The sequence below is a fragment of the Flavobacterium cryoconiti genome (assembly GCF_048158645.1).
GTDB lineage: Bacteria > Bacteroidota > Bacteroidia > Flavobacteriales > Flavobacteriaceae > Flavobacterium > Flavobacterium cryoconiti.
Window position 1 is genome coordinate 55,692 of record NZ_JBLNKW010000002.1, and the last position, 14,188, is coordinate 69,879.

Genomic DNA, 14,188 nt, shown 5'->3' on the forward strand with positions numbered 1-14,188 from the left:
TTCACTGAATTCAGAAGCAAAAAAAAAAGACAATTCATCTTTGAATTGCCTTTTTTTTCGTTGTTTAATTAATCATTTTCATCGATTTGATCATCGTCATTTTTATGGGTAGGAAGATGTCCATATTTTTCCTTAAAGCACTTTGTAAAATAGGAAGGCGAAGTAAATCCTACTTTATAACTAATTTCATTGATGTTATCATTACCTAACGCAACCAATTCTTTAGCTTTTTCCAATCGTACATTTCTAATAAACTCATTTACGGATACACCAGTAAGTGTTTTTATTTTTCGATAGAGTTGACTTCTGCTCAAGAATAATTTTGAAGCCAATACTTCGACACTTAAATCCGATTCGTTGATATTTTCATGGATGAAATTCAATGCTTTTTGGATAAACTCATTGTCTACTGTAGTAGTTTTAGCTTTTGCTTTTTTAGTAATTCCATGATAGAATTTATTAAACATGATTTGCCTACTTGTGAGAAGTTGTGCCAAGCTGGATTTTAAAATATCCATGTCAAAAGGTTTGCTCAAATAGATATCGGCACCAGAATCTATTCCTTCCAGTTTGTCTTTAACCATAGCTTTTGCAGACAACATCAATAACGGAATATGACTTGTTTTGATGTCTTTTTTTATGTTTTTACAGAATTCTAAACCATTCATGATAGGCATAATAACATCCGTCATAATTATATCTGGAGATTTTTCTAGAGCCAGCTCTAATCCTTTCTGTCCATTTTCGGCAACAAGCACTTTATACTCTTTTTTTAATTCATTTTTTAAGTAATTCCTCAATTCCGTATTGTCTTCTACAATAAGGAGGGTGTGTACTTTTTCTGAAATGAGTTCACTAGGTTTCTCTTTGTTTAGCATAGATAAAAGATGGGGAGTTATTTTCCCTTGTCTTTTGAATGTTTCTTTGACTATTTCATTTTCGGTAAAGAAATCATTTCCAAGTGGAAAAGTAACTGTAAATGTTGATCCAATTCCCAATTCACTTTCGACTTCAATTTTTCCTTTATGCAGTTCAACAAATCCTCGAACAACCTCTAATCCAATTCCGGTACTGCCATAATAGGCTTTACTTAAATTGTTTACTTGATAAAAACGGTCAAATATTCTTTTAATATCTTTTTTGTCTAATCCAGCACCAGTATCGGCTATTGCGATTTCAAAACAAGGAATTTCCTTTTCAATATTGGTCAACGGGAACTGCTCTGTTTTTTGTGAGGCATTTATTTGAACTTTTATAAATCCATGATCAGCAGTAACTTTAAACGCATTTGATACAATATTAAAAATAATTTTTTCAAGCATTTTTGGGTCTAACCAATCGTACAATTCGATTGTATTTGATTCAAAAACCAATGTAATTCCTCGGCTAGAAGCTTCTTCATCAAAATAACTAATGATGTCTTTGGTAAAACCAACTACTTCTATTTTTTGAACTTGTACAACAACTTGATTGAACTGTAATTTATTGAAATCCATCAATTCATTGATCATTTTTGAAAGGCGATCTGAACTTTTGTGCATGATTCGTAGTTTATGCACAACATCATGAGGCAATTCTAAACTTTTATTTTTTATAAGATCAGTCAGTGGATTTAGGATCAATGTCAAAGGCGTTCTGAATTCATGGGAGATATTCGTAAAAAACTGAAGCTTTTTAGTATTTAATTTTTCTATTTGGACGGCTTTATCTCTTTCAAATTTAACGGCTTGCTTTTCCTTAAATCGATTTTGAAAATACTTATTTATGGTATAAAAGGCTCCTGCAAGGAGTATAAGATAGAAAAAATAGGCCAAAGATGTTCTCCACCAAGGCGGTAAAACTTCAATATAGAGTTGCAAGGGTTTCTGATTCCAAATACCGCCTCGTGCAGCCGCCTTTACTTTGAAAACATATTTACCAGGAGCCAAATTGGTATAAGTTGCCGAGCGTTTATTGCCTACAAAATTCCAATTTTTCTCAAAACCTTCTAGATAATAGGCATATTCATTGGTACTTGGATAGGAATAATTGAGACCAATATATTCAATGGTAAATACTGATTGGTCGTAGCGAAGCGTAATATGATTGGTTTCGGATATTACTTTTGATAAAGGAGATTCTGGCTCATTTGGATGAATTGACTTGTTGAATAATTTAAAATCATCCAAATAAAGCAATGGCTCCTTTATGTTGTTGGACGTTTTATTCGGATTGAAATAATTTATTCCTTCATAACTTCCAAAATACAAATCGCCATTTTTATCATTAAAGACCGCGTTATTGTTAAAGTCGTTGCTTAAAAGTCCATCATCAGTCGAGAAATTTACTGCTTTTTTGTTTTTTAAGTCTAATTTGGTTATCCCTGTTTTTCCGCTAATCCAGATAGCTCCATCACTAGATTCAGTTATGGCAACCACTAATTTTTCTTTGAACCCTGAAAAATCAGTGTACCCAGCTAATTTATTGTTTTTTCCATCATAACTAAACAAACCAGAACCAGCTGTTCCTATCCAGAGAATCTTGTTTTTGGATTCATATAAAGATAAAATCGTATTGCTGCTTTTATTGGATTTTATGCTTTTGGACATTACATCTTTCATTGATACAACAGAGAAAGTTGTATTTGGATTCCTGCGAACTTGGTACAAACCATCTATTGTAGCGACCCATATTACATTTCTTGAATCTACTAAAACCTTTCGAATGTTAGCGGTGTTTAAATTGTTAGTGACAAATGGTTTTGAATCACAATGGCGAAATTCATTTTTTAGAGGGTCATAATAATGCAATCCTTTCATGTAGGAACCTATCCAAATTATTCCTTTTGAATCCTCCGAAAAACTAAAAATTTGGTCTGATGTTAAACCAGTTGTGTTTTTTGAAGTAAAATTGATAAATGTTTTAGATCCTTTTTTCAAAAAATAAATACCATCATTCCAACTTCCTAGCCAAATATTCTGCTTGCTATCTATAAAAACAGTTAGGATATTAGTACTAGTAAGCCCAGAATAATTTTTGGTATCTTGATTGTTAATGTGCTTAAAAACTTTAGTTGAAGGATCTAGAATATCGACTCCACCACCCTCCATGCTAATCCATAACTTACCAGAATTGTCTTTTTCAATCCCGGTAACGGAGCTTGTTTGCAAAGAGTTCGTATTGGTCGGAAGGCTTTCTATAGCGTTGAATTTGGCGTGTCGCTCATCAAAAATCCCAACTCCTTTGTTGTAATACCCTAACCAAATGCGTTTGTCTTTGTCTGAATATAATGACCAAATGGAATTGGATTTTAGACTATGGCTGTCAGATTTACTATTTAGATACCGATGTATTATGGAGCCTTTATCATTGATTAAAAATAGTCCGTCATTTTCGGTACCACACATAAGAGTATGAGAATTGACTCCAATTACCGATAATATTTTATTATTAGAAATTCGGAATGCATCTATTTGAGCTGTTTTTTGATTACCCGAAATTTTAAGTAATCCGCTTGAAAGAGTTCCAATCCATAAATTTTCTTTTGCATCAATAAATAAGGATTCTATAGGATCTGTAACCTTTATTTTTTTTGTATTCCATGTTGCTTGCTTAATCTTATTATTCCTAGAATCATATTCTACTAACCCTAAATCTGTGCCTAGATAGAGGATTCCTTTTTTGTTTTTTACAAAACAATTAATCTTACTATTGCTGTTTAAAGTTGAGTTTAATTGTACAGTCACAGTTTTTAAAGTCTTCAAATTTAATCTGAATAACCCATGTGCATAAGTTCCTATTAAAAGATTCCCTCTATTATCCTGAATAATACTTTTTACTGTTATTGGACTTTTATATCCAATCGAAAATGCATTTTTCAAGTCTATATTTTCGAATTTATTTAGATTTCGGTTGTACAAACACAGTCCTTCATCAGTGCCAACCCAAAGCCTATTGTAGATGTCAATGTAGGTTGCATAAATTAAATTGCTATTTATTGCGTTCTTGTTTTTCCAATCGTATTCGTAGTTGATATAATTTACACCATCATATTTATACAATCCTGCGCCGTCCGTACCAAACCACATAAACCCATAATGATCTTGAGAAATACTCGAAACAGCTCTTTTTGATATTCCTTCTTTGATAGTTAGAAACTGAAAATTCTCGAATTTGTTTTGAGAAAACAAACTCGGTACAATAAAAAGGAAAAAGAGTAATACAGTGCCGTTTTTGTTGCTGAACATTGTAATATAATTAGGGTTTAAATAGCCATGCAATTTATATCAAAAAAACAGATAATCGAATTGTTATGTACGTTTTGATTAGTAAATCTTGATTGCTAACTATTCGATTTTAGTAAAAAAACTATTCGTAAATGATAACAAAGAAAATTTCGTCACAAATTCGCAAACTTCACAATTCTATATAAAAAGAATTGATTTTGAAGATTTGCGAAATCCATGACGAAAAATACTTTAAATTAATCGTTTGTTATTTTAGAAATAAAACCTGCAAACTCTTAAGTGAGAATGGCATTATACTCGAATAGACAAATGAATTATTGTATAAAAGGTACTCTATTGCAATTCAAAACTACTTTCTAGTCCTTTATCTGAGCTTCCTCCGACCATAATTTTGAAGGTTCCTGCTTCTACTAAATAGTTTCCATCGTTGTCAAAAAAGCCAAGTTCTTTATCTGTTAAAGTAAAAGTTATAGTCTTAGTTTCTCCTTTCTTCAAATCGATTAACTCAAACCCTTTTAGTTCTTTTACCGGTCTTGCCAAGCTTGCTGACTCGTCATGAATATAGAGTTGAGCTACCTCTTTTCCGTCATAATTTCCAGAATTTGTAATAGCTACTGAAACTTGTACTGGCTCCCCTTTTGCGAAAGCGGTTTTATTTATTTTTAAATTTTTATATTCAAAAGTGGTGTAGCTCAGTCCGAAACCAAAAGGAAATTGTGGTGTTTTCTCTACATCGGTATAATGGGACCAAAATACATTTTTATCAACATTTGTAGGCCTTCCGGTGTTATAGTTGTTGTAATAAATAGGACATTGACCTACGTTTCTTGGAAAAGACATGGGTAGTTTACCGCTAGGATTGTAATCTCCGTACAGCACTTGAGCCACCGCATTTCCGGTTTGTGTTCCCAGATGCCAAGCCTCAACAATGGTAGGAATATGTGTTGCTGCCCAAGGAATTGATAAGGGTCTGCCATTGTTTAAAACCAAAACTATGTTGGGATTTACTTTGTAAATAGCTTCTAATAATTCTTGTTGGTTACCGGGTAAATCCAGATTGGTTCTACTGCGTGCTTCTCCTGATTGAAATCCGTGTTCTCCCAAAACCATGATTACCACATCAGCATTAGCCGCTACTTTTTTGGCTGCTTCAAATCCGCTTGTATCAGTGGTGTTAAAAACCAATTCGTCTAAGAAAGTAGTTTTCCCAACGGTTAAATCAGATCCTTTTTCATAGGTTAATTGATTGTCTTTGTATTGTTGCATCCCTTCTAAAACTGAAACAGCAGTATTGTCATCCGAGGCAATTCTCCAACTTCCCAATGGGCTGTTTTTATCATTGGCCAAAGCACCAATTAATGCGATTTTTTGTCCTGACTTTTTTAGCGGAAGCAATCCTTTTTCATTTTTCAAAAGGACAATCGATTTTTTGGCCATATCCAAAACACCTTCGTTATTGGCCTTGTTACCTATAGTTGCTTTTTCACGTTTTTCGTCACAATATTTGTAAGGATCATCAAACAATCCTAATTCGAATTTTACACGCAATATTCGACGAACGGCATCGTCAACCAAAGTTTCTTTTACTTTGCCAGTTTTTACTAAATTGACCAACTCTTCTACAAATAAATGGGATTCCATATCCATATCAGAACCGGCGTTTACTGCTTTTTGGGTTGCTTCTGCGCCATCTTTTGCAAATCCGTGCGCTATCATTTCACGAACAGAAGCCCAGTCTGAAACCACAAACCCATCAAATTTCCATTTTCCTTTTAGAATGTCTCTTTGCAAAAAGGAATTTCCAGTGGCAGGAATGCCATTGAGGATATTAAAAGAGTTCATAAAGGTACGTACACCCGCATCTACAGCCGCTTTAAACGGAGGTAAAACCGTGTTGTATAATTTTGAATTGCTAATATCTACCGAATTATAATCACGACCGGACTCAACAAAACCATAAGCAGCAAAATGTTTGGCACAAGCCGCAATCGTATTTACTTTAGCTAAATCAGCTCTGGAATCTCCTTGAAAACCAGTTATTCTTGCCGTAGCGATTTTACTTCCTAGATACGGATCTTCCCCTGCTCCTTCCATGACACGACCCCAACGGGCATCATTAGAAATATCGACATTAGGTCCAAAAGTCCAGTTAATCCCAACAGCCGAGGCTTCATCTGCCGCTATTTGAGCTGATTTTTTTATCGCTTCCATGTCCCAACTTGCCGCTTCTGCCAGCGGAATTGGACTTAATGTTTTGTACCCGTGAATTACGTCAAACCCAATAATTAACGGAATTCCCAAACGGGTTTCTTCGACCGCAATTTTTTGAACGGCTCTCACTTCTTTTGTCCCACGAACCGTTAGCATCGAACCTACCCAACCATCACGCAAATGCTTGTATTTTAATTCGGCATTTCCTCCTTTTGGCGCAGGCCCTGTTACTTCCCAAAAACCATTGTATTGGTTCATTTGTCCAACCTTTTCTTCCAGAGTCATTTGCTTCATTAGCAAATTGATGCGTTCTTCTGTTGGTTTTGTTTTGTCTAAATGGGGCTTTTTCTGTGCGTTAATAGTTCCAATAGTTAGTAAGGCATAAAGTCCTATTATTATTGCTTTTTTATGTATCATGGTTCTTATTTAATTTTCTTTTGAGGTATAATTGTGGTACCTGATAAATTACATTTTTTAAGGGAATATTTGAAAATCCGCATCAATCTGCGTGAAAATAGCACGCAGATTTTTGCAGATTTTATCAAATTTGAGTATAAAAAAAATTATTTTTTAAAGGCAAATTCTTTAATACTCCAATGAAACGGGTATATTGTATACATTATTTAAATTGGTCTCTTATATACTGTAACATCATCTACCCACATCATAACAGTTGTAAATAAATTTATTTTATTTGGATCTATAAAACTCGAGTCATTCGATCCTACATTCATATTTAAAATGATATTATGCGGTCCGAAATTATTCAAATTAAGCTTTGATACGCTGCTATTAGTGTATGTAGAAACAGTTACATTATCTAATTTTATAGTTACTGTTACCACATTGTTTTTCACACTCCAAAATGATTCGTATAAATGCCATCCGTTATTTCCGTTTACATCAAATGAAGGATAAGCTCTTTCTGCTGCGTTTCCTAATTGGTTCGTACCAGAAGCTGTACCATAAAAAAGATTAGAAGTAAAACGAGATACATTTGGCGCAAAAGAATAAGCTTCCATGACGTCAATTTCTCCTTGAACTGGCCAAGCATTTTCTTGAACACTCCAGAAAGCTGGCCACGCTCCATAAGTATCTGTGAATGATTTATAATTGGCACCGTCCATAGCTATTAATTTAATATTAGCAGATAACATGTATTCTGTATTGTTTTCTGGTTTGTACTGATAATTAGATTTAATCAAACCCGATTGATATTTAGTTGCACTCAATTTTGTAGTCTTAATTTCTAAACATCCTTTTCCGTCTCTTGTTTGTATGGTAGGTACAGAACTGTTATAATCGCAATACTTAGAGTTATAATCCGTACGTTGCGCCTTTGTCCATTGCGAAAGTGTAGCACCTGCATTAAACGTATCTTCAAATTGCTTTATCCATGGGGCAGCGGCGACTTTACTTGTGTTGCTACTCATACTTGCCGATTGGTTTTCTACTTCTGGAGCTAGATTATCCGAGCAGGATACAAATCCTAATAAGCAGGTTAATGATAATGAGAGCAGACTTAATTTTTGCATAATTTTTTTGTTAATAGTTAATTTTGGTTTGTTTTAATAATTAAAGTTGTTTTAATACGACTATAGTTGTGTTCTTATTAGTAGTACTATTTCGAAAATTCATTATCGGAAATTAGTGGTTCACAATAACTAGTGTGTGCTAAAACAGTAAAATTATTATTATAAAAGTAGATTTATATTAAAAACTCAGGTAGCAGATTTGATGCATTATATAAAACAAATGATGTATATAAGCGTCAGATATTCAATTTTTAAATTATAAAGCTGAAAAAACACTAAAAGTTGATATGAAATAAAAAATCAATTACCATTAAAACAAGAATCAGATATTTTAAAAACGATACTACTCAAATAATTATTTTAGAAACAACTATTAAAATCATAGTCTCAAAAAAATTAAAGAATAGTATACTGCATTACTTTCTTTGTCATACTATGAAATTACCAATACTTATTCTGTTAAAATTTGTATTGGATTACGCATTGTCATTTTTTTAAATCATCTAAAAAAGGTTCTAAAATTGTCCTATTCCGAAACTAGTGATCACTTTATAACGAAAAAACTTGGTCAATTTGGCCATTTTCCCCACTAAACACTTATTTTAAATATTATGAAGCGTAAAGACCTTTTTTTAATTCATTTGCTTAAATTTATTTTTTGATATAAATTGTTTTGATTTTTGTACTTTTATACTTGTATGAAAGCATCTGTGGAATTTCCTGGTCCGGTATTAAAATCAATCCTAAAACAGAGAGGGTTTAAAGTAAGCTGGAATGAAGTTAAAAAAAGCACACCATCAGCCTTCGGTCGTCGTCATTTTTATTTAATACTGCTTAGCATAGGCAATAGTAAAATACATTATGACGACCGGGTAATACATCTTGACGGAGTATATCTTTTTTTTGCTAATTCACGCGTACCATATGCCACAGAAATTCTTTCCGAAAAACATACCGGATATTCATGTGTTTTTACGGAAGAATTTATTAAGCCACTTGAACGGCTGGAAAACCTCCAGCAATCACCTCTATTTCAACTAAACTCAAACCCGGCGTTTCAACTTAACGCTGAGCAACAAACTAAGCTTGCCGGATTTTTTGATACCATGATTGCAAGTGACTCGACAGACTACCTTTATAAAGACGATCTTATGCGTACTTACATCGAGTTAATAATCCACGAGGCACTACAGATGCGGCCAGCAGAAAATTTCATACAATCCAAAAACGCTTCTTTAAGAATAGTTAACCAATTCATGGACATTCTCGAGCGGCAATTCCCAATAGAAAATCTAAGTGAACCATTAAAGCTTAAAACAGCACAGGACTACGCAAGCCTGCTTTCCATACATGTAAACTACCTCAATCGTACTGTTAAGGAAATTACAGGAAAATCTACTACCGCCATTCTTGCTGAACGCATTACTGCAGAAGCAATAACATTACTGCGACATACGGATTGGAGCATTTCAGATATCGCTTATACTTTAGGATTTGAATATGCCAATTATTTCAGTAATTTTTTTAAAAAGACAACGGGGAATATTCCTAAGTTTTATCGGGATCACTAGGTTTGAATTTTATACTTCTTGGTTTGAATCGTTTAGATTTTCAAGGGTAATTCTTTCATAAATTTACGTTATTAAATGGATAATATAAAAAACATAAATAGATGAATAAAATAACCGGAAAAATGATTTTCAAACCAGCATTTGAATACATTGACAATGGAATTGAACACGGAGTACTAAGTCCTTTTGAAACTAAAGAAACAATTTTGAAAAAGGGGGAACAAATAGCTCCCGGCTTTAAGCCTCTTGATTGTGATATTCGCTTTTTAAAAGATGTCCCTGTAAAAATGCGGGACGGTATTACAGTCTATACCGATATTTTTCTGCCTGTTACCGAAGAAAAAGTTCCCACACTGATTGCATGGAGTCCTTATGGAAAAAGTGCAGGAACAGCTCCTCGTTATGTTGGTTTGTTTAATATGCTTGGAATGAGAAATGCGTGGGGTTCAGGTTTAACAAAATTTGAAGCACCCGATCCTGCCTATTGGGTTCAGCACGGTTATGCCGTATGTAACCCAGACGCACGCGGAATTGCAAATAGCGAAGGTGACACAACAATGATTGGTTCACAAGAAGCAGAAGACTGTTACGATCTTATAGAATGGCTGGCAGCACAAGATTGGTCAAACCAGAAAACAGCATTATCAGGAACTTCTTATTTGGCTTTTTCACAATGGTTTATTGCTGCAGGCCAACCGCCACATCTAACTTGTATAAGTCCAACGGAAGGTTTACAGGATGCTTATCGCGATTTGGCATATATCGGTGGGATCCCTGACCCAAATTTTCTTCACCGTCTGCAAATAAATCACGTAAGTGCTACAGGTGCAAAACGGGAAGATATGGTTGCTGAAATGGAAGCTTATCCATTGGCAAACTGCGATTTGTGGGAAGACAAGGTAGCCGATGTTTCCAAAATTACTGTACCGGCATATATCGTAGCAAGTTATTCTAATACACTTCACACCATGGGAACTTTCCGCTCATGGCGTTCGATAAGTTCTAGTGAAAAATGGCTCCGTATTCACGATACCCAAGAGTGGCCTGATTATTATGCTACCGAATCTACTGAAGAACTCCGCAAATTCTTTGATTATTATTTGCTTGGGAAACAAAATAGTTGGAAAAAAACACCGACCGTGCAATATTCTATTTTAGATTTTCATGGCGGTAACCGTACTGGACTTACTGCTGAAACTTTCCCTCCGAAAGAATCGGAATTACAGCGCTACTACATGAGTGGCAGAACAAGAACTTTACAATTAACTCCGAATGAAAACGAATTACCATTACGTTATTTTCCAGAGGCTTTGCCGTGTCGTGTATCCTTCCAGACTGTTTTTGACAAAGACACTACCTTTATTGGCTATCCAAAAGTAAAACTATTTATGGAAGTCGAAAATGCAGACGATATGGATGTATTTGTTTGGGTACAGAAAATCGACAAATTAGGTAATGTATTGAGCGAATTTGTAGTACCTAACCGCAATGCCGCTTTACAGGATTTTACTCAGGACGGAGCTTCTGCATTGCGTTACAAAGGCCCAAGTGGTCGTTTGCGAGCATCTGCCAGACATTTAGACCCAAAACTTTCTACAGACGAAGTACCGGCGTGCAGTTTTGACCGTGTAGAAAAGCTTTCGCCAAAAGAAATCGTAGCATTAGATATTGTACTTAGTCCTATTGGTATGACATATTACGCAGGTGAAACTTTACGCGTGATGATCAGCAGTAAAGACGAAATTGGTTCTGTAATGCCGGGAACTCCGGGCTGTATACCTAATAACAAAGGCGTACATATTCTGTACACGGGCGGCAAATATGCCAGTTACCTACAAATGCCTTTAATGAAATAAATTAATACCATTAATAACTCTTTTTTTTTTGAAAAGGAGTTATTAATGGTAATTATGCAAAATTCAACTATGAAACATTATGTTCATACTGATATGAAAGGGTGGGAAGAACAGCTAATCCCTCAACATTGTATATTTAAAAGATCAAATAAAAGAAGGTCGTTTGTTACTTTCTGGTCCAAGTTTTAATCCAAAAATTGGTGAACAAGAAACCAGAAAAGAAGCTACCCTTGTTTTTCGTGTAGAAGATGAAGAAACACTTCTACAATTAATTAAGCTTGATCCTTATTGGACGGAAGGACTTGTTGCCGAATTTCAAATTACAGAATGGAATCCTATGTTTGGAATGTTAGGAGCATCTGCAGATCAAATAGAAGAGCACCTGGCTAAAAAATGATTCTTACAATAACTTTTCGATTCAAAATTTTAACTTACCCTTTTACTATAAAGCAAAAACGAGGGAAATTATATGATGCGAAAAATCATAATATAATTTTACAAAAACAAACCCTTAAAGTCATCGTTTTTAAGGGTTTGTCTTTTAAAGAAATATTATTTTATATTTATAATAGCATTGATTTTCAAAAACATAAAGATTATTATTCCTTTCGATTACTTTTAATTTTAATCCTATTACGATTTATAGGTAAAATCAATACATAACTACTTAATTTTATCTATAAATCGTAATAGAATTAAATGATCAACCACATTGGAATTTGTAATAATAATTTGGATTATGACATGTTCAAAAATGGCTCTTTTGAAAAAAAATGAAAAAAATATCGATTCTGAAACGCTTGTTTCAAAAATAGTTTTACATTTGCACTTTAAAATTACTCCTAATGGCTCGCTGCGTAGAATTTAACGAAGTTGAAAAAATTGAAAAAGCAATGAATGTCTTTTGGGAAAAAGGATATAATGCTACTTCAATGCAAGACCTCGTGGATGCAATGCAGATCAATAGAAGTAGTTTATATAATACAATTGGCGACAAACACCAATTATTCATGAAATGCATCAGCAATTATTTTGAAACAGCAATGTGCGAAGTAAAGCAAAAAGTGGCCAATGAAAAATCTGCCAAGCAAGCTCTTATCAACATTATTAATGATAAAGCATCTTGGATAGTAGATTGTGAAAAAGGTTGTCTTGGTATTAAAACTATTTTTGAATTAGCACCTGAAGACCTTGTAGTTCGCAACTTAATGAGTAAAAACAATGATATTTTTATTGATTTTTTAGCTGAAACTGTTCAAAAAGCAATGGATAATAAGGAAATGGATGATACCGAAGATGCTGCTTTAATGGCTGAGTATATTATGACATCATTTACTGGTTGGAAACAATCCTATATTCTCCATAGAAATCCAATCAAAATAAAAAAAATGTCAGAATTCCTGATTAAAAATATCTTTAAATAACATCTTTTTTTTTACCTAAATTCTGGAACGTTTATTTCAGATATAATGTTTATTAAGCATACCCTTTTTTTAAATTACAGCATTGATTCTGAAACGTTTATTCCAGAATTAGCGCTGCACTAAAACAATAACCTTTAAATAACAAACAGCATGAATTCTGAAACGATTATTCCAAAAAAAATACTATCTAAGATCAAATTAAATCCAATTCCAATCATGAAAAAAATTACATTATTAAGCTTAATGGCTGTGTTTTTAATCAGCTGTGCAGATAAAACGCAAGCACCCGCTGCTGCGCCCGCTCCAATCCTACCTGTTTTATCCATTAAAAGCTCGGATGCTGTAACAGATGCTGAATATCCAGCTGCTCTACAAGGTACTGTAGATGTAGAAATTCGTCCTCAAGTAAGCGGAAACCTAGAAAAAATTTATGTAGACGAAGGTGCTTATGTTAGCAAAGGTCAAACGCTTTTTAAAATCAACGAACGCTCTTTTCGTGAGCAATTAAACAATGCTTTAGCCAATCTTCACGCAGCAGAAGCGGCTTACTTAAACGCTCAATTAGAAGTCGATAAACTAACTCCATTAGTTCAAAATAAGGTAGTTTCAGACTATCAGTTGAAAACCGCCAAAGCTTCACAAAAAATTGCTGCTGCTAATATTGAGCAAGCAAAAGCAATGGTGGGTTCTGCCAGAATTAATTTAGGATATACAAATGTTACAGCTCCTGTAAGTGGTTACATTGGGAGATTGCCAAAAAAACAAGGAAGTTTGGTTGCTGCAACTGATGTTGAGCCGTTAACCAACTTATCAGATGTACATGAAGTGTACGCTTATTTTTCCTTAGGCGAAACCGATTTTATCAAATTTAAATCCGTTTATGCAGGAAACACACTTGGTGATAAAATCAAAAAATTACCTCCAGTTACTTTAATCCTTGCCGATAATTCAGATTATCCACAATTAGGGAAAATCGATATGGTCGATGGTCAGTTTGATAAAAATACCGGAGCTATAACGGTTAGAGCTACTTTCCCCAATAAAAATGGGACTTTACGCTCCGGAAACACAGGGAAAATTCGATTAGGAGTTCAGCATGACGATGCGATTTTGATTCCACAATCAGCTACGATAGAAATGCAGGATAAAATTTTCGTTTTCACTCTAAACAAAGGAAACAAGGTTAATAAAATGCCAATCACGGTTATCGGTAAAAGTGGGACAGACTATCTTATCAAAGACGGTATAAAATCAGGCGACCAAATCGTGTTAAGCGGTATCGACAAACTTCAGGAAGGACAAGTTATTCAGCCAGAGAAATCAACTGCTAAAGTTGCCCTAGTAATTAACAAAAAATAATTTTAC

8 protein-coding genes are annotated in these 14,188 nt (G+C 34.1%); 5 read left to right on the forward strand and 3 right to left on the reverse strand.

Features of this window, described 5'->3' with window-relative positions; translation table 11 throughout:
* Positions 1–68: 68 nt before the first annotated feature.
* The 3 genes from ACM55H_RS03240 to ACM55H_RS03250 form a co-directional block, all read right to left on the reverse strand.
* A complete protein-coding gene (locus ACM55H_RS03240; protein WP_416835140.1) occupies positions 69–4,226 on the reverse strand; it encodes a hybrid sensor histidine kinase/response regulator transcription factor in 4,158 nt (1,385 codons plus the stop codon).
* 333 nt (positions 4,227–4,559) lie between these two features.
* On the reverse strand, positions 4,560–6,854 hold the full coding sequence (bglX, locus tag ACM55H_RS03245) for a beta-glucosidase BglX (protein WP_416835141.1): 2,295 nt from the start codon (positions 6,852–6,854) through the stop codon (positions 4,560–4,562).
* A 206-nt stretch (positions 6,855–7,060) separates the two neighbouring features.
* Positions 7,061–7,972: a LamG domain-containing protein gene (locus ACM55H_RS03250; protein WP_416835142.1), complete on the reverse strand. Its 912-nt coding sequence runs from the start codon at positions 7,970–7,972 to the stop codon at positions 7,061–7,063.
* Between the two features lie 698 nt (positions 7,973–8,670).
* On the opposite strand from ACM55H_RS03250, the gene ACM55H_RS03255 reads away from it, so the two are divergent.
* From ACM55H_RS03255 to ACM55H_RS03275, 5 genes are all read left to right on the forward strand, one after another.
* Positions 8,671–9,543 (forward strand): helix-turn-helix domain-containing protein, encoded by an 873-nt coding sequence (locus ACM55H_RS03255; RefSeq protein WP_416835144.1) that lies wholly within the window; start codon positions 8,671–8,673, stop codon positions 9,541–9,543.
* A 101-nt stretch (positions 9,544–9,644) separates the two neighbouring features.
* Positions 9,645–11,399 carry a CocE/NonD family hydrolase gene (locus tag ACM55H_RS03260; RefSeq protein ID WP_416835145.1) on the forward strand — a complete coding sequence of 585 codons (1,755 nt, stop codon included), beginning with the start codon at positions 9,645–9,647 and terminating at the stop codon, positions 11,397–11,399.
* A gap of 127 nt (positions 11,400–11,526) precedes the next feature.
* On the forward strand, positions 11,527–11,796 hold the full coding sequence (locus ACM55H_RS03265) for a YciI family protein (RefSeq protein WP_416835463.1): 270 nt from the start codon (positions 11,527–11,529) through the stop codon (positions 11,794–11,796).
* Between the two features lie 448 nt (positions 11,797–12,244).
* Positions 12,245–12,823, forward strand: a complete 579-nt coding sequence (locus ACM55H_RS03270) for a TetR/AcrR family transcriptional regulator (RefSeq protein WP_416835146.1) — start codon at positions 12,245–12,247, stop codon at positions 12,821–12,823.
* Positions 12,824–13,039: 216 nt separating this feature from the next.
* Positions 13,040–14,182 carry an efflux RND transporter periplasmic adaptor subunit gene (locus ACM55H_RS03275; protein WP_416835147.1) on the forward strand — a complete coding sequence of 381 codons (1,143 nt, stop codon included), beginning with the start codon at positions 13,040–13,042 and terminating at the stop codon, positions 14,180–14,182.
* The last annotated feature ends 6 nt before the right edge of the window (positions 14,183–14,188 follow it).